This window comes from Micromonospora sp. NPDC047793 (genome assembly GCF_040642635.1).
Classification (GTDB): Bacteria; Actinomycetota; Actinomycetes; order Mycobacteriales; family Micromonosporaceae; genus Micromonospora.
In genome coordinates, this window is sequence record NZ_JBEYSG010000020.1 from 63,506 (window position 1) to 85,606 (window position 22,101).

General features: G+C 68.8%; 17 protein-coding genes. 4 read left to right on the top strand and 13 right to left on the bottom strand.

Translation table 11 applies throughout. The features are described from left to right. Positions 1-22: 22 nt before the first annotated feature. From ABZ738_RS28250 to ABZ738_RS28295, 10 genes are all read right to left on the bottom strand, one after another. Complete coding sequence (locus tag ABZ738_RS28250) at positions 23-1,300, bottom strand: activator-dependent family glycosyltransferase (RefSeq protein ID WP_357218123.1); 1,278 nt, start codon at positions 1,298-1,300, stop codon at positions 23-25. Positions 1,301-1,333: 33 nt separating this feature from the next. Continuing rightward, a complete protein-coding gene (locus ABZ738_RS28255) occupies positions 1,334-2,605 on the bottom strand; it encodes an activator-dependent family glycosyltransferase (RefSeq protein WP_131050950.1) in 1,272 nt (423 codons plus the stop codon). 2 nt (positions 2,606-2,607) lie between these two features. Beyond that, complete coding sequence (locus tag ABZ738_RS28260) at positions 2,608-3,894, bottom strand: activator-dependent family glycosyltransferase (RefSeq protein ID WP_131050951.1); 1,287 nt, start codon at positions 3,892-3,894, stop codon at positions 2,608-2,610. A gap of 18 nt (positions 3,895-3,912) precedes the next feature. Further along, positions 3,913-4,923, bottom strand: a complete 1,011-nt coding sequence (locus tag ABZ738_RS28265) for an NAD-dependent epimerase/dehydratase (RefSeq protein WP_343232735.1) — start codon at positions 4,921-4,923, stop codon at positions 3,913-3,915. Between the two features lie 27 nt (positions 4,924-4,950). Further along, positions 4,951-5,448, bottom strand: a complete 498-nt coding sequence (locus tag ABZ738_RS28270) for a GNAT family protein (protein ID WP_161594867.1) — start codon at positions 5,446-5,448, stop codon at positions 4,951-4,953. Between the two features lie 94 nt (positions 5,449-5,542). Further along, positions 5,543-6,559 (bottom strand): aldo/keto reductase, encoded by a 1,017-nt coding sequence (locus ABZ738_RS28275; protein ID WP_343232736.1) that lies wholly within the window; start codon positions 6,557-6,559, stop codon positions 5,543-5,545. 76 nt (positions 6,560-6,635) lie between these two features. Next, on the bottom strand, positions 6,636-8,324 hold the full coding sequence (locus ABZ738_RS28280) for a PH domain-containing protein (RefSeq protein WP_357218129.1): 1,689 nt from the start codon (positions 8,322-8,324) through the stop codon (positions 6,636-6,638). Continuing rightward, entirely contained in the window at positions 8,321-8,854 is a 534-nt protein-coding gene (locus ABZ738_RS28285; protein ID WP_201272248.1) for a PH domain-containing protein, read from the bottom strand. Before ABZ738_RS28285 ends, ABZ738_RS28280 begins: the two co-directional genes overlap by 4 nt. A 146-nt stretch (positions 8,855-9,000) precedes the next feature. Then, positions 9,001-9,699, bottom strand: coding sequence for an LmbU family transcriptional regulator (locus tag ABZ738_RS28290; RefSeq protein WP_236145513.1), 699 nt, complete (start codon positions 9,697-9,699; stop codon positions 9,001-9,003). Between the two features lie 305 nt (positions 9,700-10,004). Further along, positions 10,005-11,390: a cation:proton antiporter gene (locus tag ABZ738_RS28295; RefSeq protein WP_357218135.1), complete on the bottom strand. Its 1,386-nt coding sequence runs from the start codon at positions 11,388-11,390 to the stop codon at positions 10,005-10,007. A gap of 165 nt (positions 11,391-11,555) precedes the next feature. On the opposite strand from ABZ738_RS28295, the gene rfbB reads away from it, so the two are divergent. Continuing rightward, positions 11,556-12,545, top strand: coding sequence for a dTDP-glucose 4,6-dehydratase (gene rfbB, locus ABZ738_RS28300; RefSeq protein ID WP_131050997.1), 990 nt, complete (start codon positions 11,556-11,558; stop codon positions 12,543-12,545). A 102-nt stretch (positions 12,546-12,647) separates the two neighbouring features. Continuing rightward, positions 12,648-14,183 (top strand): 4-hydroxyphenylacetate 3-hydroxylase N-terminal domain-containing protein, encoded by a 1,536-nt coding sequence (locus ABZ738_RS28305; RefSeq protein WP_131050959.1) that lies wholly within the window; start codon positions 12,648-12,650, stop codon positions 14,181-14,183. 57 nt (positions 14,184-14,240) lie between these two features. Here the strand turns inward: ABZ738_RS28305 and ABZ738_RS28310 are convergent, their stop codons facing one another. Together ABZ738_RS28310 and ABZ738_RS28315 are read right to left on the bottom strand one after the other, a co-directional pair. Next, a complete protein-coding gene (locus ABZ738_RS28310; RefSeq protein ID WP_131050961.1) occupies positions 14,241-14,903 on the bottom strand; it encodes a response regulator transcription factor in 663 nt (220 codons plus the stop codon). Then, positions 14,900-16,075, bottom strand: coding sequence for a histidine kinase (locus ABZ738_RS28315; protein WP_131050962.1), 1,176 nt, complete (start codon positions 16,073-16,075; stop codon positions 14,900-14,902). Before ABZ738_RS28315 ends, ABZ738_RS28310 begins: the two co-directional genes overlap by 4 nt. Positions 16,076-16,344: 269 nt before the next feature. On the opposite strand from ABZ738_RS28315, the gene ABZ738_RS28320 reads away from it, so the two are divergent. Both ABZ738_RS28320 and ABZ738_RS28325 read left to right on the top strand, forming a co-directional pair. Continuing rightward, positions 16,345-17,154 carry an ABC transporter ATP-binding protein gene (locus tag ABZ738_RS28320; RefSeq protein WP_131050964.1) on the top strand — a complete coding sequence of 270 codons (810 nt, stop codon included), beginning with the start codon at positions 16,345-16,347 and terminating at the stop codon, positions 17,152-17,154. Beyond that, the gene (locus ABZ738_RS28325) at positions 17,151-19,676 is read left to right on the top strand and encodes an FtsX-like permease family protein (protein ID WP_236145514.1); all 2,526 of its coding nucleotides are present in this window, start codon (positions 17,151-17,153) and stop codon (positions 19,674-19,676) included. Before ABZ738_RS28320 ends, ABZ738_RS28325 begins: the two co-directional genes overlap by 4 nt. On the opposite strand, the gene ABZ738_RS28330 is transcribed toward ABZ738_RS28325, so the two are convergent. Further along, positions 19,597-21,657 carry a BTAD domain-containing putative transcriptional regulator gene (locus ABZ738_RS28330; RefSeq protein ID WP_131050966.1) on the bottom strand — a complete coding sequence of 687 codons (2,061 nt, stop codon included), beginning with the start codon at positions 21,655-21,657 and terminating at the stop codon, positions 19,597-19,599. The genes ABZ738_RS28325 and ABZ738_RS28330 overlap by 80 nt on opposite strands. Positions 21,658-22,101 lie beyond the last annotated feature (444 nt).

Sequence of the window (22,101 nt, forward strand, 5' to 3'; positions counted from 1 at the left end):
GCCTTCTCTCTCGTACTCGTGGTCAGGTGCCTGCGGTGCGGTGCTTCGCGGTCAGCTCCTCCAGCTGCCCCACCAACTCGTTCGGGCTCGGCATCGCCTTCATCTCGGCGCGCAAGGCGCACGCACGGTCGGCGAAGACCTCCTCGGACAGCAGCCGTTGCAACTGCCCGCGGACGGCCTCGCCGGTGGCCAGGTTCGCCGGGACGGTGAGGCTTCCGCCCTGCGCGGCGGCGCGGCGGGCCAGCTCCGGCTCGTCGAAGTCCCACGGCACGGTCAGCTGGGGAACCGCGTTCGCCGCGGTGGTCAGGAACGTGCCCGGCCCGGCGTGATTGATGACGACCGAGCAGGTCGCGGCGAGGTCGTGCAGCGGCGCGAAGGGAATCAGCCGGACATTGTCCGGGACTGCGCCCAGCCGGTCGTGATGTGCCTCGGCGATGGTGGCCACGACCTCGATGTCCAGGTCGGCCAGGGACGCCAGGATGGCCCCCACGTCGGCGGCGTAGCCGGCGAAGCGGTCGGTGGCCGTAACGCCGAGGGTGAGCGCCACCCGAGGAAGGTCCGGCCGCTTCCGCAGCCACGCGGGCAGGGCCGCCCGGCCGTTGTAGGGGATGTAGCGCATCGGCAGGTAGTGCAGGTCGGCGCGCATGCTCAGCGACGGCGGCAGCTGGTCGATGGTGAACTGGCCGGTGACCAGGTCCTCGGTGAACCCGTCGCCGTGACGTCGGGCGTACGGGCCGAGCCACTGCGCCATCGGATCGTGGCGCTCGCCGTCCGGCTGAGCCTCGTTCAACCGCAGATAACGTTCCCGCGCCACGCCGAAGACGTCGATGCTCCAGAGCACCCGGCCGTGCGCCGCTCCGCACGCCTTCGCCGCGATCGCCCCCGCGTACGTGTTCGGCTCCCACAGCACCAGGTCCGGCTGCCAGCCGACCGCGTAGTCCAGCAGGCCGGAGATCATCGGGAAGTTGTCGAGCTTGTACCAGAGCTGGATGTGGTGTTCGTACCCGTCGCGCAAGGCGGCGAAGTCGAGCTCGGCCGGATCGGTGACCGCCGCCCGGAACGGCTCGGGCAGCCCCGGACGCTCCTCCTCGGTCACCTCGGTGTCCAGTTCGGCCATCCGCCAGGTATGCCGGTTACGGCCGACCGGCACCGCGGTCAGCCCGGCCTGGGTGATGTGGTCGGTGAACTCGGGCTGGCTGGCGACCCGGACCTCGTGCCCGGCGGTGCGCAGCGCCCACGCCAGCGGCACCATCGGCTGGAAAATGGGCTTGTCCGGGTACGTGGTGAACAGGATCCGCATGGTGCTCCTCTCGTCCTTGCGGTCCGCGTGCCCTCACGCCGTGGCGCGGTAGGTTGCGGTGAGTTCGGTCAGCACCGGTACCAGCTGGTTCGGTGTCGGCATGGACTCGATCTCGGTGGCCAGGTCCCGAGCTCGGGCGGGGAAGGCGGGCTCGTGCACTAGGCGCAGCAGCTGTTCCCGGACGGCCGCGCCGGTGGCCCGGTCGGCGCGCACGGTGAGGCTGCCGCCCTGCACGGCCGCGCGGCGGGCCAGCTCCGGCTCGTCGAAGTCCCACGGCACGGTCAGCTGCGGCACCCCGTGCCGCGCCGTAGTCAGAAATGTCCCGGGACCAGCGTGGTTGATGACCGCCACGCAGGTGGGGACGAGTGCGTGCAGCGGGACGTAGGAAACCACCCGGGTGTTGGCCGGGACCGCGCGGAGCCGGCTCTGTTCGGACTCAGCGACGGTGGCCACCACCTCGATGTCGAGGTCGGCGAGCGCGTCGAGGATGTCCTGGATGCTCGCGGCGTATCCGGCGAACTGCGCGGTGGCGGTGATGCCGAGGGTGAGCGCCACCCGCGGCCGGGTCGGTGGCGCCGCGAGCCAGCCGGGCACCACCGCAGCGCCGCCGTACGGGGTGTAGCGCATCGACAAGTACGGCAGGTCGGCGCGCATGCTCAGGGCGGGCGGCAGTTGGTCGATGCTGAAGTGCCCGTGCGCCATCTCCTCGGTGAACTCGTCGCCGTACCTGCGGGCGTACCCGCCGAGCCACGCCGCCAGCGGATCCGGGCCCCGCCCGGCGGCCAACCGCAGATACCGTTCCCGCGCCACCGCGAAGACGTCGATGCTCCACAACAGGCGCGCATGGGCGGCACCGCAGGCCGACGCGGCGATCGCTCCCGCGTAGGTCAGTGGCTCCCAGAGCACCAGGTCAGGGCGCCAGTCCAGGGCGAAAGCGACCAGCCCAGCGATCATCGGGAAGTTGTCTACCCGATGCCAGTGCCTGACCCGATAGTCGTACGACTCTCGCATCCGGATGAAGTCTTCGGACCGGGGCTGCTCGACGGCCGTGTCGTACGGTGCGGGCAGCCCGACCCTGGTTTCCTCCAGCATCTCGGCGGTGACCCCGACCCCCTTCAACGCACGGAACAGATTGCGGTCGGCGCCGACGGGCACGGCGGTCAGGCCCGCCTGGGTGATGACGTCGGCGAAGGCCGGCTGGCTGGCGACCCGGACCTCGTGGCCGGCGGTTCGCAGCGCCCACGCCAACGGCACCATCGACTGGAACATGCTCCGGTCCGGATTACAGGTGAACAGGACGCGCACGGCTAACCTCCCGCCGTCACGGTGCCGGCGCGGTGTTTCACCGTCAGCTCCTCCAGCCTCGGCACGATCTCGTTCGGCGTCGGCAGGGCCTCGATCTCGGCGGTCAGCGCGGCTGCCCGCAGGCCGAACGTCGGCTCACCGAGCAGGCGCAGCACGGCGGCGCGCACGCTCTCACCGGTCGCCAAGGTGGTCGGAAGCTCCAGCCCGGCGCCCTGCTCGGCGAGCAGCCGACCGAGGATCGGCTGGTCGGCGTGATGGTGCAGTGCCAGCTGAGGCACCGGGTACAGAGCGGTGGTGGCCAGGGTCGCCGCACCGGCGTGGTTGACGACCACCGAGCAACTCGGCACCAGGGCGTGCCACGGAACGTATGAGACGAGCCGGACGTTGGCCGAAAGGGCGCCGAGGCCGGCCTGCTGATCGGCTGCCACGGTGGCCACCACCTCGACGTCGAGGTCGGCCAGGGCGGCCAACACGTCGGCCATCGAGATCGCGTAGCCGCGGAAGATCTCGGTCGCGCTGACGCCCATGGTCAGTCCGATCCGTGGCCGCTCCGGCGGACGAAACAGCCAGCGGGGGACCACCGCCGGACCCCCGTACGGGACGTATCTGGTGCGCACGTACTCCAGGTCGGCCTCGACCTGCAGACTGCGAGGGAGCTGGTCGATGGTGAAGTGGCCGGTGAAGAGATCCTCGGTGAAGTCGAACCCGTACCGGCGGCCGTAGCCAGCGAACCAGTCCGCGATGGGATCCGCCCGCTCATCTTCCGGCTGGGCGGCGTTCAGCTGACGATAGAGCTGCCGGACTCCGCCGTAGACATCGACGCCGAACAGCAGCCGGGCGTGCGCGGCGCCACAGGACTGGGCCGCTATCGAGCCAGCATAGGACAGAGCGTCCCAGACCACCAGGTCCGGCCGCCAGTGGCGGGCATACTCCACCAACTCGGCGATGATCGGAAAGTTCGCCACCCGGTGGAATCCGGCCGCCGCGCGGGCGATGCCTGGCCGCAGGTACTCCCAGGTCGCCTTGGTCGGATCATCGAATGCGTCGTACGGCTTGAAGTGGCCGACGCGCATCTGGGCCAGCAGATCTGGGCGGTGTGCGGTGATTCGCCACGGGTCGCGGTTGCCGCCGACCGGCACCGCGGTGAGACCGGCCTGGGTGATGGTGTCGGCGAACCAGGGCTGGCTGGCCACGTGCACCTCGTGCCCGGCGGTCCGCAGCGCCCAGGCGGTGGTCACCATGTACTGGAAGATGGTCTTTTCCGGGTTCAGGGCGAACAGCACCCGCATCGCGTCACTCCCCGCAGCTCAGGACGTCCGCGCCGGAGCGCTCTCATGGGCCAGCGCGCGGGCGAGGTTCTCCAAGCCGTCCTGCAGTGCCACCTGCGGCGCCCAACCGCTCGCCCCCTGGAATCGAGCCGGGTCCAGAACGAAGTCGAGCATGTCCGTCGGCATCGAGTGGGTGGCCGGCGGCACGGTGACCACGGGCACTTCAGGCTGGCCGGTTGTCGTCGCCACCACCTTGGCGATCGTCGAGAACAGGTCACCGATGCTGGTCGCCTGCCCGGTCCCGACCAGCCAGTGCCGGCCAACCAGCTCCTCGATGCGGTCGATCGCAGTGACGAACGCGGCGGCGGCGTCGTCCACGCAGAGCAGGTCGCGGGTGACGCTGCCGTCGTGCCACATGGTCAGCGGCTCACCGGCGAAGGCCTTGCGGGTCATGGTCGCCACCACGCCGCGGTCCAGGCCGGTCGGATCGGCGCCCTGGCTGTACAGGGTGGCCAGGCGGAGGGTGGTGCCGCGCAGCAGCCCGTCCGCGGTGACCGACTCGATCAGCCGTTCACCGGCGGTCTTCTGCCGGTCGTAGGCGGTGATCGGCTCGTCCCGCTCGGAGCCGTCGATCCGGTGCGACGGCGGCTTGCCAACCTGGGACATGGATCCGGCGAAGACGACCACGGGTGGCCGGGCCGGCCGTTGTGCCCGGATCGCGGCCACGATGTCGTGCACCAGGCCGAGATTGACCCGTTCGGCCTGTGGATCGGTGGCCGCGGAGCGCCAGGTGCCTGATCCGGTCATGTGCGCCACTAGGTGCACCACCACGTCGGCGCCGGCGATCGCAGCGGCGACCGCACCCTCGTCGGTGAGGTCGAGCGCGCGCACCTCGGTCTCGGCCCGAGCGCCGGCCGGCAGTGCGGTGGGCCGGCGGCCGACGAGCCGTAGCCGCACCGGACGACGCGCGAGGGTACGAGAGACGGCGGTACCGAGTAGCCCGGAGGCGCCGAGCACTGCGATCAATGGTGGCTTCCGTTGGCCTTCCACGGCCGCTCCTCTCAATATTCGTGCGGGTCAGTGACGGGTCAGCAGGACGCCATCGAGATTGGCTTCCTCGATCCATTCCTGCCGCAGGATCTCGAAGCTGTGCAGATCCCACAACCGGCCCCGGAAATAGACGTGTTCGGGCAGGACTGCCCGCTCCGAGTTGTTGCCGGGGCGCACGCCGAAAGATGCGAAGCTGACCTGGGTGGTCTGCACGATGATCTTATCGATGTCGAGGGTCGCGAAAGCGTAATTGATGGAGAGATTGACCGCCTCCGACCCGATTCCGAGGCGAGCGCGCCTGGTGTCGAGGTATACCCCCAGCCTGATGTGTCCGGCCGGGTCGAGAGCGTGCAGCGCGCTGAACCCGAGAACCTCGCCGCTGCTGCGCAGGGCCACGAGGAACGTGGCGTGTGGGCGGGAGTCGGCGTTGGTGGCCCGCCCGGACTGGCGGGACGAGCCGAGCCCGGTCCGCAGCACGTGCTGGTAGAAGTTCGCCCGGTCCGCAGCGGTCGCCGGGTTCAGCACGATCCGTCGAGACATGGTGTACGGGAAGATCACGGTCAGCTCCAGGGTGGGTCGCCGTCCCGCTGGCGGGACGGCCGCAGGCGTTGCGTACAGGTCAGGACGCCCCGCTGATGTCGGCTCGGGTGCCGTTGTGCCGGCTGTAGTCCCAGCTCATCTCGCCGGCGGGGCTCGGCAACAGATCGATCTCGTGCAGCGCCTCGGGGGTGAGCTGCAGGTCGAGCGCGGCGACGTTCTCCTCCAGCCAGCGGCGGTGGCGGGTGCCCGGGATCGGCACGATCCCGTTGCCCTGCGCCAGCGTCCATGCGATCGCCACCTGGGCCGGCGTGTAGCCGAACCGGGCGCCGATCCGCCGGATGCCGTCGACGATCTGCTGGTTGGTGCGTACCGCGTCCGCCTTGAACCGGGGATCACGCAGCCGCGAGTCCTCGGGCACCAGCGCGCTCGGATCCACCCGTCCGGACAGGTAGCCGCGTCCGAGCGGGGCGAACGCGAGGAAGCCCACGTTGTGCTTTTGGCACCACGGGAGGATGTCCTCACGGCTGCTGGGCGCCCACACCGAGAGTTCGTACTGAACGGCCGTGATCGGAAAGAGCGCGTGGACCTGATCCAGTTCCTCGCAGGTGGCGTGGGAGATGCCCAGGCTCCGAACCTTCCCCTCGATGACCAGGTCGGCAAGCGCGCCCCAGGTCTCCGCGAGCGGAACGACCGGGTCGACCCGGTGCAGCTGGTACAGGTCGATCACCTCGACCTGTAGCCGCTGCAGGGATGCCTCACATGCCTTGCGCAGGTACTCCGGCCTGCCGTTGCGGCTGAACTTGCCGTCCGGTCCGGTGACCAGGCCACACTTGGTGGCGATGTGCACCGACTCGCCATATCGACGCAACGTCCGGCCGACCAGCCGTTCGTTGGTGAACGGGCCGTATGCGTCGGCGGTGTCGAAGAGATTGATGCCCAGTTCGACCGCCCGATGGATGACCCTGGCCGACTCTTCGTCGTCACGCTCCGCCGTGCCGTAACCATGGGACATCGAGCTGCAACCGAGACCGATCGCGCTGACCTGAAAACCATCCGCGAGCCTGGTTTCGTGCATTTCCACTCTCAAATCCACCATCTCGGTGACCTAGGTGTCGTCGGGAGTGGATGTTCCCCAAACGAGTGGCGTCGCGCAATAGTTCGGCGGAGTCAGATCACTTTCCCCGTTTGTCTCTTGATGGCTGGTGAGCGAATTCGAGAAAATCGTCGACCACGTGCGGCAGGGCCTCGTGCAGGAACGCCACAGCCTGTGCCGTGCCGATGTCGCGCACCTGGTAAGCCTTCTCGCCGGCCGCCGTCGAGACCTCGATCGTCCGTAGGCCGAGGGCCCGCTGGACGAGCGTCTCGCCCATCATGAAGCCGATGACCGCCCTGCGGTGCAACGCGTTGGTCGTCCGACGGTTCCAACCGGCGCGCATCACCAGGTAGTCGCCCGCCAGCGTGTGGCCCAGGGTGCGCTGGGCGACGACAGCCAGCACGATCGACACCGGCACCAGCCAGGCGAAGATCTCCCACACCCAGTCCGGCAGCGCACCCGTCCGGCCGAGCCAGAAGGTGAACACGGCCAGGAGTCCAGGACCGGTGACCGCCCACCAGAGCCGGCGGACCAGCCCGGAGTCGGGATGCCGTCGTAACGGAGCTTCCAGCGGTTGTACGTCGTCGTTGAGCACCAGGGCGGCGACCCGCTTAGCCTCGCGCAGCGGCACCCGGGGAAGGATCGTGGCGCCGGACTCGCCGCCGGACCATGCCGACAGGCCGGTCGAGATGACCTGGGTTTCGGTCAGCTTCATCCACCGCCAGAACAGTGGTTCGCTCAGGTGGATGCCGCGCAGGCGGGAGTCGTCACGATAGACCTCGCGGGTGTCGAACAGGCCGGTCCTGGTGACCAGGGCCGAGCCGGACTCGGTCTTCGCCCGCAGCAGTTGGAGCTTCCAGTTCTCCTTGACGAAGCCCCAGGCCAGCCCGGCCATGCCGATCACGAACGTGCCACCGACGATGATGACCGCGGACCAGACCGGGCCGACCGCGTCCCAGTCGACGATCCGGCCGACGACGTCGCGCAGGTCGATGTTCACGATCTGCAGAACCCAGAACAAACCCCAGAGCAGCAGGGCGGCGACCAGGAACGCCCAGATGTTGACGACGTTGTAGAAGAACCACCACCACTTGACGCTGGCGATCAACGTTTCCTCGCGCGGTTCCCCGGCCGGCGCGGCTTCCGCCGCTTTCGGCTCGTCCTCGGTGGTCGGCACAACGGGGACCCGATCTTCCTGCGAGGTGGGCCGGCTGCGGTACTGGCGCTGAAGTTCCAGCCGCAGCGCGGTGGCGGCTTCGACGGAGAGCGCGTCGAGCTTGAAGGCCTGCTTCGCCTCACCGGAGGAGACGCCGACCACCCGCAGTCCAGCGATTCGGTGCCGTGGCCTGGCCGTGAAGTCGACGCTGCGGATGCGGTCCCGGGGCACCGACCGGTACTTCTTGGTCAGCCACCCGATCCGCTGCTCGATCCGTTCGTCGGTCACCCGGTACCGCGTCTTCAGCCAGCGCAGCAGGTCCACGATCGCGTTGAGGACGCCGATCGAGGTGGCCACCAGGGCGGGCCAGATGCCGAAGGACCCGGAGTCGAAGTCGACGTCGAAGACCACCCAGACCAGGAAGGTCGGCAGGAACGAGATGACGAACATGGCCAGGTCGACGAAGACCACGCGAATGTCCAGCCGTAGCCAGGGGGTTTCCTCGACTGCCGGGTGCGACGTGTAGTCGAGCTCGTCCTGACCGGTTTCCGCGAGGTCGGTCCGCCCGGCGTCAGGCTGCTCCGAGGTGCTCGGTGGGGACACGGCGCTCACGTGGCGTCCCCCGGGGTCTGCTGGGTGATCGCGGTCAGCCGCTGGGCCACCTCGGCGACCGTCTCGGCGTCCACCCCGGCGATGGTGATGCTGCCCTGCCTGGCGGCCGTGGTCACCTTCAGCGTGGCGAGCCCCATCACCTGGGCCAATGGACCCCGGGTGGTGTCGATGCTCTGGATGCGTGAGATGGGGGTGATCCGCCACTCGCGGGTGAGCCAGCCGCTGAGGGCGTACACGGCCTGGTCGGTGACCTCCCACCGGTGCACCAGGTATCGCCACGACGGCATGATCGTGATGTTCACGAGGTAGATGACGGCGAGGACCCAGAGGATCGGGCCGAGCCACGGCCGCGATGCCTCCCAGAGCCGGTATGTCAGGCCGAGCCCGCCGAGGACCCAGAAGGCGCCGATGACCGCGTGCAGGGTCCAGAGCAGGATCGCCTTCCTCTCGACCCGGTACCGGGGCGGGCGCAGTGTGACGGGGGTCGGTGTGGGCGCTGACCCCGCTTCCGGTACAACCATTTCTGTCATCCCATGATGCTGCATGAAGCCGGCTGCCTGTCGCAACGACCGGTTGACCCCCGACAATTGACGAGAAATTGCCAGCAAATTGTCGCGGTGCGGCAGTCGGCGGCCCCGACGGAAACGTCGGGACCGCCGACTGCCGCGCTCCGGTCTCAGCTGCCGTTCGCTCGTACGGAGCCGGTCTCGAGTTGCACCGTGGCGGCGTGGTCGAGGTTGGCGACGATCCAGGCGAGCAGATCCGTGTCGGCTCGTTCGGCCGCCGCCTGCCAGCGTTGCTTCTGATCAGCGACCAAGTTCATCTGCAACTGGACGATCTCGGCGGGTTGGGTCTTCGCGACACCGCGCCGCTGCTGGATCTGGCGGCGCAGCTGATTGCGTGACCAGCCGTTGAGCTCTGCCTGGGTGAGCATGGCCTCCTGCTCCTGTTCGGGGAGGCCGGCGACCTCCGCATGGTGCTGGAAGCTCAGCCGCTCCCGCCGTCGGTGAGGTGTGAACCGACGGGCGACCCACGCGTAGTTCCGCAGCGTCTGGTAGTCCAGCGAGGTCTCGGCGATGGCGTGACGATAGCGGTCCGGGTAGGCGGACTGGCCGTAGATGAGCCAGTCGCCGAGCCACCAGGCCGACGAGTCGGCAATGACAAATATTTGTTTCCCGAGATTGCGCCATGCCGTTATTGGCATACCCTGAGGAATCGTCAGGTTCGTGCGCTTCGTAGCGGCTCTGCCATTGACCCCCAGCCGGCTGTTGATCGCCCTGGCGTTCGGGTCGTTGCGGCTTCCCTCGGCCGTCAGGCTCTGCTGTGTCGAGCCCGTGTTCGCTGTCGCAGGTCTGACCGTACGATTGCTGATCACACTTACCGCCCCCGCAGTTTGTCGTTCGGACCAAGCAACGCGGATCGTTTCAGCGGGTGCTGGATGATGACTACACAAGATCTAGACGCCGGAGGGGGCCCGTCTCGCCGGCGGGACGGCCGCGCCCGACTGCCCTGCGAGGCCTCCCCGACGGCCCGGTGGCCGGGCTTCGAGAGCAGCGACACGGGGTGGGGTCGGGCGCCGCGCCGCAGCCGTCATACCGGAACCCGGCGGGAGGCGGGCAACCTGCTCGACCGGTGGATTGTCGCATCCCGGGCCGAGCAGAAATTCAATAAGAAGGCGGATCAGCCGGCCCGGCCGCCGCCCACCGGCGGCTCGGCCGGACCCTCCGCAGGCGTGACCGACGGGCTGCTCTCGTGCAGGTCCGCCCGTAGTTGTTCCTCTGCGGTCTCCTCGACCCGGTTCATCGTCGCTCGCAGGATCGGCGGTGCCATCAGCGATGTAACGACCGCGACCAGCACGATGATGGTGTACATCTCGGGCCCTAGCACGCCGAGGCGCAGGCCGACCATGGCGATGATGACCTCGATGACGCCCCGGGCGTTCATTCCGGCGCCGATCGCGAGCCCTTCCCAGTGCGTGAGGCGACTGAGTCGCGCGCCGACGTAGGCGCCCACGAACTTGCCGACGACGGCCACCGCCAGAACGGCCACCCCGGTCAGCAGGACGGCCGGATCCGCCAGCAGCGTAAGGTCCATCCGCAGGCCGGTGGTGGCGAAGAAGACCGGAGCCAGGAAGGACAGCACGGTGGTGCGCAACGGAGCCACTCGCGCCGGCTCCAGCACGCCGCAGCTGCGGATCATGATCCCGCAGACGAATGCCCCGAACACCGCCTCCAGATGCAACGCCTGGGTGCCGGCGGCAGCCAACAGGAACAGCGTGGCCACCAGGGCTACCGTCGTGCCCGCGGCGGCCTGGCTCCGATCGGTCCGGTCGGTGAACCGCAGCGCGACCCGCACCGCCGGGCGCAGCAGGACCGCCGTGACCGCCACCAAGGCGACGGCCCCGAGCGAGACGAGGATCGTCCCGGCGCGCACACCGGTGGTGGCCATTGCCGACACCACCGCCAGCATCATCCAGCCGATGATGTCGTCGATCATGACCGCGGTCAGCGTCAGCTGGCCGACGTTGCGGTGCAACAGCCGCATCTCCATCAGCGTCTTGGCGATGACCGGGATCGCGCTGACGCCCATCGCCACGCCGAGGAACAGCACGAAGGTGCTCCGGTCGGCGGTTTCCGGCACCAGCCAGCCTGGTAGCACGAGACCGGTGAGCACACCGAACCCGAGCGGCACGGCGAAGCCGGCGAAGCTGATCCGTACCGCGGTCAAGCCACGTCTGCGCACCAGGTTCAGATCGAGGTGCGCGCCGGTGAGGCCGACGAGCAGCAGCACACCCACCTGGCCGACGGCATCGAGCAGGTGCAGCTGTGCCGCCTCCGGCCGCAGGAGCCAGGCCATGGCGTCCGGCGACAAGTGCGCCAACAGTGACGGACCGAGGATGATGCCGGCGCTCAACTCGCCGACCAGGGCGGGCATGCCGAGCCGGACGGCGAGCCGACCCAGCGCGAACGCCATCGACATCAGCAGGCCGAGCTGCAACAGCAGCACGAGTAGTGCGTCCGCGCCGATGGGCGCTACGGGTGCCACAGCAGACAACGTCGGGTTCACGGGTCGACCTCCGGGCGGCCTGCGCCGCGGGGCAGCATGTCCCGCGACGATCACGATCGGCATGAGCGGCGACGATTGTCGGGGAGCCGGTTCCCGGCCACAACGAACCTTCAGCGGCCACCCGCCGACGCCGTCCGGCTGATTAACATGCGCGCCATGACGAGAATGCTGGTCACCGGCGGTGCCGGATTTATCGGCGCGAACTTCGTGCACCACACCATCCGGAACCACCCGGACCACCGGCTGACGGTCCTCGACGCGTTGACCTACGCGGGGGATCGCAACAGCCTGAACCCGGTTTCCGACCGGGTTCGATTCGTACACGGCGACATCTGTGACGCCGAGCTCGTCGACCGGCTCATCGCTGACACCGACGTCGTGGTGCACTTCGCAGCCGAGTCGCACGTGGACAACTCGTTGCACGATCCGGAGCCGTTCGTCCGCACCAACGTGCTGGGTACGTTTGTGATCCTGGAGGCGGTACGGCGGCACGGCGCGCGGCTGCACCACATCTCGACCGACGAGGTGTTCGGGGACCTGGCGCTGGATTCGGCCGACCGGTTCACCGAGGAAACCCGTTACGACGCGTCGAGCCCGTACTCGGCGACCAAGGCCTCGTCGGACATGCTGGTTCGGGCGTGGGTCCGGTCCTACGGCGTGCGGGCCACGCTCTCCAACTGCGCCAACAACTACGGCCCGTTCCAGCACGTGGAGAAGTTCATCCCACGACAGGTGACGAACGTGCTGGTCGGCGCCCGGCCGAAGCTGTACGGCGCGGGCGTCAACGTGCGGGAGTGGACGCACGTCGAGGACCACAACCGGGCGGTGCACTTCATCCTGGACCGGGGCCGGATCGGCGACACGTACCTGATCGGCTCCGGCGACGAGCGCAGCAACCGGGAGATCCTGGAACTGGTACTGGACCTGATGGGCCAACGGTTGGACGCCTACGACCACGTTGCCGATCGCCCCGGCCACGACCTCAGGTACTCCAACGACAGCACCAAGCTGCGCACCGAACTCGGCTGGCTCCCGGAATACAAGGACTTCGCCGCCGGACTGTCCGCGACCATCGACTGGTACCGGACGAACGAGTGGTGGTGGAAGCCGCAGAAGGAGCGGACCGAGGCCCGTTACGAGAAGCTCGGGCGCTGACGGTCTCGTCCGGACTGGTCGGCTGGGGTACTTTCCGAGCTCGCCGGGCACGAACCCGGTGTGCCCGGGACGAACTCGCCCGTAGCCAGACGAGGAGTCACGATGACGATCACGTCCACCGCACCCACCGGCTCCCGAAACGACATCCGGCCGATGACCGGCGACGAGTACCTGCAGTCCGTCCGGGACGGGCGTGAGGTCTACGTCTACGGCGAGCGGGTCCGGGACGTGACGACGCACCCGGCCTTCCGCAACAGCGCCCGGTCGATCGCCGCGCTGTACGACGCGCTACACGACCCGACCGCGGAGGGCGTACTGCGGGTGCCGACCGACACCGGCAACGGCGGTTTCACCCACCCGTTCTTCACCACGGCGAGGTCGTCGGATGATCTGCTCGCGGCGAGGCGGGCCATCGTCGGTTGGCAACGGCTGGTGTACGGCTGGATGGGCCGGACCCCGGACTACAAGGCGGCCTTCTTCGGGACCCTCTCGGCGAACGCGGACCTGTACGGCGACTACAAGGGCAACGCTCAGCGCTGGTATCGCGAGGCGCAGGAGCGGGTCCTCTTCTTCAACCACGCCATCGCGCACCCGCCGGTGGACCGGGACCGGCCGGCGGACCGCACTGCTGACGTCTGTGTGCACGTCGAGGAGGAAACCGACAACGGCCTGATCGTCAGTGGCGCGAAGGTGGTGGCGACGGGCTCGGCGTTGACCAACGCGAATCTGGTCGCGCACTTCGGGCTGCCGCTGCGGGACAAGCGTTTCGGGTTGGTCTTCACGGTCCCGATGGATACGCCGGGGCTCAAGCTGCTGTGCCGGACCTCGTACGAGCTGGCCGCCGCGACTCTGAGCACCCCCTTCGACTATCCGCTGTCCAGCCGGATGGACGAGAACGACGCCATCATGGTGTTCGACCGTGTCCTGGTGCCGTGGGAGAACGTCTTCTCCTACGATGCGGCGTCCGCGAACGCGTTCGCCACGAAGTCCGGCTTCGTCGAGCGGTTCACGTTCCACGGCTGTGCCCGGCTGGCGGTAAAGCTGGACTTCATCGCCGGCTGTGTGCTGAAGGCGGTGGAGACGACCGGCTCCGGCACGTTCCGTGGAGTGCAGGCACAGGTTGGCGAGATCCTGAACTGGCGCGACATGTTCTGGGGGCTCTCGGACGCAATGGCGAAATCACCCACGCCGTGGGTGGGCGGTGCGGTGCAGCCGAACCTCAACTACGGCTTGGCGTACCGGACGTTCATGGGCGTGGGCTATCCGCGCATCCGCGAGATCATCCAGCAGACCCTGGGTAGCGCGTTGATCTATCTGAACTCGCATGCCGACGACTGGAAGCACCCGGACGTCCGGCCGTACCTGGACCGCTATCTGCGCGGCTCCCGTGGAGTGCAGGCGATCGACCGGGTGAAGCTGCTCAAGTTGCTCTGGGACGCGATCGGCACCGAGTTCGGTGCCCGGCACGAGCTGTACGAGCGCAACTACGGCGGTGACCACGAGGGTATCCGGGTCCAGACGCTGCAGGCGTACCAGGCGAACGGTCAGGCCGACGCGCTTAAGGGGTTCGCCGATCAGTGCATGTCGGAGTACGACCTGGACGGCTGGACCCGGCCCGACCTGATCAATCCGAGATGAGCGGCGTCCGTGGGGGCAGGGGCGGCACCGCCGTCGTGCGGTGACCACCGCAACGGGTCAGCCTCTGGCCTCGTAGACCAAGATCGCGACCTGAACCCGGTTCGTGCACTCCAGCTTGGCCAGGATGCGCGACACGTATGCCTTCACCGTGGTGAGGCTCATGTAGAGCATGGCGCTGATCTCCGCATTCGACCGGCCGGCGCCGATCGCTTCGGCGACCTCGCGCTCACGCTCGTTCAGCCGGGCCAGCGCGGCCCGGGCGTACGCCGTGCGGTCGTTGATGCGCCCGGTGTCGACATCGGCACGCACCACGTGGTCGATCAGTCGCTTGATGACCGTCGGGGACAGCATCGACTCCCCTACGGCAACCCGGCGTACCGAGTCAATGATCTCCAGAGGGGGAGTGTCCTTCAGGAGGAACCCGCTGGCACCGGCGCGCAGTGCCCGCAGGATGTGCTCGTCGGTGTCGAAGGTAGTGATCACGACTACGGCGATGTGAGCGTCGGATGCCCGCAACGCCTCGGTCGCCGACAGGCCATCCATGCCGGACATGCGGATGTCCATCAGCACCACATCGGGGGCCAACCTGCTGACCGCCTCGAGCGCCTGCCTGCCGTCACCGGCCTCGCCGACCACCTCCATGTCGCCGCTGGCGCTGAGTACCAACGACAGTCCCACCCGCACCAGCGGGTCGTCGTCCACGACCAGCACCCGGATCATTTCTGCCACGGCAGCCACACTTCCAGACGGAACAACAGGGCTCCCGACTGGTCGGGCCGGACGCCGTGCCGGGATCGTCCGCCGGCGAGAACAACCCGCTCGGCGAGCCCGACGAGGCCGGCGCCAGCGCCCGGAATGGCGGTGGCCCGGTCCGCCAGCCGGTTGCACAGCTCCACGTACAACTCGTCGTCCGGCGTACCGGCCAGTCGCACCCGCACCTCGATGCCCGCCGCGTGCTTACGGGCATTGGTCAGCCCTTCCTGCACCACCCGGTACGCGGTACGGCTCGCCGATGTGGACATCGCCCGGTCCGGTCGGTCGTCGGTGACGGTGACCTGAGCGCCGGCTTCCCGGCACTCCGCGACGAGGGCGGCGAGGTCGTTCAGATCCGGTTGCGGGCGTAGGCCCATCGGTGCGCCGTCGACGGCCAGGCCACCACCTCGAAGCACGCCCAGGATCTCCCGCAGGTCGTCGAGGGCCTCGTGCGCGGTGACCCGGATCGTTCCGGCCAACTTCGAAACGTCCGCCGCAGGGAGGTCGGCCCGGATCTCCAGCGCTCCCGCGTGCAAGCTCACCAGCGAGATTCGATGCGCGAGAACGTCGTGCATCTCCCGGGCGATGCGGGCCCGCTCGACAGCGCGGATCTGCTCGGTGCGCAGCTCCGCCTGGGCTTTGGCACGTGCCGCCCGGTCCCGCACCGCGGCGACGGCGTCCCGCCTCGCTCGCACGAGCGTGCCCAGGAGGGCGACCATCGTCAGCAGGAACGCGTGGACCGTGCTGATGACCAGCGGGGACTGGTCCGGCTCCGGCCGGGCCAGCAGGTACGGCACCTGGGCCGCGATATAGGTCACCGTGAAAGCGGCGGTGACCCGCCACCTGCAGTACTCGGCCAGCGTGAACACGATGATCAACAGAGCGCCGGCCACCATGTCGGTGACCATTGCCAGTGGGGCGAGCGCGATAGCCACCCGGACCGGATACCGCCGCCGCCACCAGAGCATGACCGACCCGACGACAGCCGGCACCAGCGCCCAGAACAGGGCCCGACCGGTGACCTGGCCGGTGCCCTCGGCCTCACCGGCGATGGCGACCGCGATGATCAACGCGATGCCGACGCAGCAGACGTCGACGACGACGTTGCGGGCCCCGCGCCAACGCCAGCGAAGGGTCATGAGCGCGCACGGGGTCGGTGCTGGTCCGTTCCCGCCTTCCGCGGGCCGGTTGCGTGAGCGTGCGCCACGTCGCGCGGAGCCGGGGCGCCGAAGCCGCTCATGCCCGCAGACCACCGACCGGCGGCGTGGCCGGTGCAGTCGACCAAAGTCGAAGGCCGGCCACCGGATCGGGCACTTTCGCCACTCGAGGCCAGGCACCGTGGTGGGCCAACATGAGATCGTCCGCCGGCCTCGACATGACCGCAGATCCGCCGAATCGGAGAGCACCCATGACCGGAATCACGGAGCGAACGGCGCAGCCGATCCCTCCCGCACACAGCGACGGGACGGCCGCGGTTCGGGCCGAGGGCGTGGCCAAACGGTACGGGCTGGGCGAGAACGCCGTGGTCGCGTTGGACGACGTGACCATCGACCTGGCACGCGGAGAATTCACCGCGATCATGGGGCCGTCCGGCTCGGGCAAGTCGACACTGATGCACTGCTTGGCCGGGCTGGACACGGTCGACGCGGGCCGGGTATTCATCGGCGGCGACGAGCTGACCGGGATGGACGACAAACAGCTGACCCGGCTACGGCGGGACCGGATCGGCTTCATCTTCCAGTCGTTCAACCTGATCCCCACCCTGTCCGCCCTGGAGAACATTATCCTCCCGATGAGCATCGCAGGCCGGAAGCCCGACGCGGAGTGGCTGGACACCGTCATCGAGACCACCGATCTGCGCAATCGCCTCGACCACCGGCCCAGTCAGCTCTCCGGCGGCCAGCAGCAGCGGGTGGCGTGCGCGCGTGCCCTGGCCAGCAGGCCGGACGTCATCTTCGCCGACGAACCGACCGGAAACCTGGATTCCCGCTCCGGCGGCGAGGTGCTGAACTTTCTGCGGGAATCGGTTCGCGCCAGCGGACAGACGATCGTGATGGTGACCCACGATCCGGTCGCCGCCGCCTACACGGACAACGTGGTGTTCCTCGCCGACGGTCGCCTGGTCGACCGCCTACGGCAGCCGACCCCGGCGACCGTCCTGGAACGGATGAAGAATCTGGACGCCCGGGTGGCGGCGGCCGAGGAGCTCCAGTCATGATCGCCAAGCTGGCGCTGCGCAACCTGCTCGCTCACCGGGCCAGGTTTCTGCTCACCGCGATCGCCGTCACGCTCGGGGTCGCGTTCGTCGCCGGAACGATGATCTTCCGGGACACGGCGAGCCAGAGCTTCGGGCCGCTCCTCGAGAAGCGGGCCCAGGCGGAGACGGTGACCGTGCGCGGGGTGGAGACGGTCTCCGGTGAGGGCGCGCCGCCGCCGACCGTCCCGGCCGCCCTGCTCGCCACCCTCACCGAGAAGGTCACCGACGCCGAGGTGTACGGGCAGATCGAGGGATACTCCGCGCTGGTGCGCGACGATGGCTCGATCGTCGGTGAGGGGGTCAACGCCAACCTGGGCGGCGCGTTCACGCCGCGGCCAGGTGTCACCCTTACGCTGCTCAGCGGCCGGGAGCCGGTCGGGGCGGACGAGATAGTGGTGGAAACCAGGACCGCGACCGAAGGTCTGGTCAAGGTCGGTGACTCGTTCACGGTGGTCGCCCAGCGCGACACCCGCAAGATGAAGGTCGTCGGCATCTTCGCGCTCAAGGACGACGACATCGGTCGGGTGGTGACGTACATCGGCTATTCGCCAGCTGCCGCCCACGAACTGTTGACCGGGCCGGATCGCTACTCCGCGGTCTTCCTCAAACCTGACCAGGGCGCCTCCCAGCAGCAGATCATCGAGCAGGTGCGGCCGCTGCTGTCGGAGCAGTACGAGGCGACGACACCGGACCAGCAGGCGGAACAGTTCGAGGCCGAACTCATGCAACTCTTCGCCCTGCTGAGCCGCTTCCTGCTGGCCTTCGCCGGGGTGTCGGTGGTGGTGGGTTCATTCATCATCTTCAACACGTTTGTCATGCTGATCGCGCAGCGCACCCGGGAGCTCGCACTGCTGCGCGCGCTGGGCGGCGGACGCGCCCAGGTGACCCGGGCCGTGCTCGTCGAGGGGCTGGGTATCGGGCTGCTCGGCTCCACCCTCGGTCTGGTTGCCGGCGTCGGGGTGTCGTTCCTGCTGCGCTTGCTGTTCACCCAGTTCGCGGGCACCCAGCTGCCGTTGCGGACGCCGGTCGTCGCGTCCACGACGGTGTTCTGGTCCTACCTGGTGGGCGTGCTCGTGACGGTGGCGGCGGCGTACATCCCGGCGCGGCGCGCGTCGCGGATTCCGCCGATGGCGGCACTGCGCGACGACGTCACGGAGGCCCGCCGGGCCCGGCTGGTCCGGCTGGTCCTCGGGCTGGTGGTGGCGCTGTTCGGTGGCGCGGCACTGGCCGGCGGAATGGCGGACCCCGGCGCCGGCGGCGCCGCCCTGGTGGTGATCGGCGGGCTGGTCCTGCTGCTGGCCGCCGCCATGCTCAGCCCGTACCTGGGCCGCCCGGTGATCCGGCTGCTCGGCTGGCCGATCGCGAAGGTGACCGGCGCGGTGGGCCGGCTGAGTCGAGAGAACGCCCACCGGGACCCTCGCCGTTCGGCGGCGACCGCCTCCGCGTTGATGGTCGGGCTGGCCCTGGTGTCGGTGGCGACGGTGCTGGCCACCTCGATGAGTGCCTCCGCCGAGGCCGATGTCGACCGACAGTTCGGCGCCGACTACACGATGGAGCCACGTGGGCTGACCGGGTTCAACCGGGAGGTGGTCGACAAGGTGGCCGCGGTGCCAGGCGTCCGCACCGTCACGCCGTTGCAGATCGGCTCGCTGTTAGTCGGTAAGGAGGAGATGGCGGCTGTGGTCGCCGACGCGCAGGCCCTGGCGGTGCCGGCGAACCTGACGATCGTGGCGGGCTCCGCGGCGCTGGGAACCGACGACATCCTGGTGCAGCGCTCGCTCGCCGAGTCGCGGGCCTGGCAGATCGGCAGCACGGTCTCGGGTAGGTATCCGGACGGCAAAACCGCCACTTTCCGGGTCGGCGGGATCTTCTCCGACAACCGAGTGGTGGGCCGCTCGATCGTGATCCATCCCGACGGCTACACCAGCCACGCGCCTACCACGCTGATCCAGAAGGCCTTCGTGGACCTCGACGACACTCGGGCCGCGACAGCGCTCACTGAGGTGCGTGACGTGCTGCGGGCGTACCCGAACGTCGACCTCCAGGACCGGGAGGATGCCAAGGCGACCGCCCGTCAGGGCATCGATCAGATCCTGACGGTCGTGGTGGTGCTGCTCGTTCTCTCGATCGCAATCGCGACCCTCGGGATTGTGAACACCCTTGGCCTCTCGGTCATCGAGCGGACCCGGGAGATCGGTCTGCTGAGGGCAGTCGGGATGGCGCGGTCCCAGGTCGCCGCCATGATCAGGTACGAATCGATAATGATCGCACTGTTTGGCGCCGTCCTCGGGGTGGCGCTCGGCACGGCCGTCGGCTGGGCTCTCCAGCGGGCGATGGCCGACGAGGTCAGTACACTCCGCATTCCCGTGGGCCGCCTGGGCTCCTACCTGCTCGCTGCGATCGTCATCGCGGTGGTCGCCGCCCTGTGGCCCGCCCGTCGGGCCTCGAAGATGAATGTCCTCCGAGCGATTCATCACGAATAGCCTGCGGCCGGACCCGTGTGGCGCATCCAGGTGCGCGGCACGGGTCCGATTCCAGGTCGCCGGCCGTCGCCAAGCCGCGTGCATACGCGAAGATCAGGGGGTTCAACCGGAAGAGGTCCGTCGCCATCTCCTCGACCAGGCTTGCATCGATGAGCGCGTCTAGGGCGTGGCGCGCGTGATAAGACTCGGTGCCGGCGAACGCGCTCGCGGTGGTGAGACTGATGGTGCGGGTGGTGGACCGCCCGAGCGCCACGAACATAGCAGCCGCTTCCGGCGCCAACGCCCGGTAGGACCAACCGAAGACGTTGCGCAGCGAGGAGTGCTCGTCCCCGGGGACCTCCAGTCGGTCCAGTAGTTCGGTCCCGACCGGTTCGAGTAGCGCCCGGTCCGGTGCTGGCGATCCGGCGATGCGGGCAGCCGCGATCCGCAGTGCCAGCGGCAGCCGCCCGCAGGCATGCACCACCTTGCGCACCGCGGATCGGTTCCGCTGCAACGTCGCCGGCCGCCCGAGCATGTTGCCGAACAGCTCGACGGCATCGCTCTCGCCCAGCGGGCCCAGGGCGAGCTGACGGGCGCCGTCGCGGACGGTCAGTCCGGTCAGGCGGTTGCGGCTGGTGACGATGGTCAGCGAGGAGGTGGCACCCGGCAACAGTGGCCGCACCTGTTCGGCGGAGTGGGCGTTGTCGAGCAGGATGAGCATCCGTCGCCCCGCCACCAGGCTCCGGTACAACCCACTCATCCGTTCCAGGTCGCCGCCGGGAGAGGGCGCTCCGAGCGCGGCGAGAAGATGCCCGAGAGCCTCTCCTCCGGACATCGGACCGCTGCCCTCTTCGGCGAAGCCGCGCAGGTCGATGTGCAGCTGCCCGTCGTCGAACTGCCGGGCGAGGGAGTGGGCGAACTGCACCGCCAGCGCGGTCTTGCCGACCCCCGGCGGGCCGGTGAGCGCGACGACCGCGGCTTCCCCCGCGCTGTGTGCGGCGGACACCACGTCATTGAGCTGTCGCAGATCTGCTGCCCGGCCGGTGAAGCCGGGGACGGTCCGGGCCAGCTGTGCCATCGTGGTGGACTGTCCGTCGGGCTCGTCGAGTTGGCCGCCGGTCATCGGTGGGGCCGGTCCGGTCGACAGCCTGACCAGGACACGGTCGTCCGGCAGCCCGATCGGCTGGCCGTCGGCGCCGTCGCCGGTGCGGCGCAGGATCTGCTCGTAGAGTTGCTGAAGTCGGTCGCCCGGCTCGACGCCGACCTCCTCGGCGAGCGCAGCGCGTATGTCGTGGTATTCCTGAAGGGCGGCCGGCTGACGGCCCATCCGTACATAACAGGACATCAGCAGGTATCGCAGCCGTTCCCGCGTCGGGTGGCGCCGTACCAGACTTAGCAGGTGCACCATGACCTGCGAATATTGTCGGGTTTCCAGGAGTAGCTCGGCACGGTCTTCGAGCGCGATCAGCCGCATCTCGCTCAGCCGGAGGCGTTCGGCCTCCGCGAAGGGCCCCACCGTGCCGCCGTACGGAGTTCCTCGCCAGGATTCCAGGCCCGCATCGAGCTCGCCGATCGCCGAGTGCAGGGAGTTCATCCGGCGCAACCGACCCGCGTTTGCCAGACGGGCCTCGAAGTACTGCTGGTCGATGTTCTCCGGCGCGAATTGCAGCGTGTACCCGGACCCGTTGTAGATCAACAGTTCCGACGGCGCGCGGAGGGGACGCTCAGGCTCTAGGCGGGCACGGATGCCGGCCACGTAGGTGTGGACGCTGTTGCGTGCCGTCGCCGGAGGCTCGCTGCCCCACACGGCCTCGATCAGTTCGTCCCGGTTGACCCGTTGGTTGGCGTTTGCGGCCAGCACGGCGAAAACGGACTTCTGCCTCGGTGGGCCGAGTTCGACCTCCCGATCGGTGGTCGCAACCGTGACCGGCCCCAACAGTCGTGCTTGCGCGCTTGCGACCACAAATATTTCCCCCTCCATTGCGCCGACCTCCGGTGGCATAGGTTAACAGTGATGACCGATTTTCGTCGGGAGTCCGCTGCCTCCGAGGCGTTGAGCGGCCTGAGGTCGATGGTGGAAATGAGCCCTTACCAGGCTTCCTCAGCTCTCGACGGCCTTCAATGAAATGAAAATAGCTGGTAACCAGGCCGTTCGACGAGGCCAAAGGCCCGATTCGGGCGAACCGTACCTTCTCGTCGTGGCTCGTCCCGGGTCGGCAGCACCCGCCCGCGCGAGGATCGAGGCGACCCTGGGGCGCGACCGAGAGCGAGCGGTGCCCAGCGGTTCACCCCGGGGGTCGCTCTTCCCGGGAGATTGCGCTGAATTAGCGATATTTGTCCGGCCAGGAGAGTCGATCCCTCGCGTGACTCGCAAGAGCGGCACCGACCCGTCGTCCTTGCGAAGTGCCCTCGGTGTCGGCGCGCGGTCGTCGGCGGCCCGCCAGCG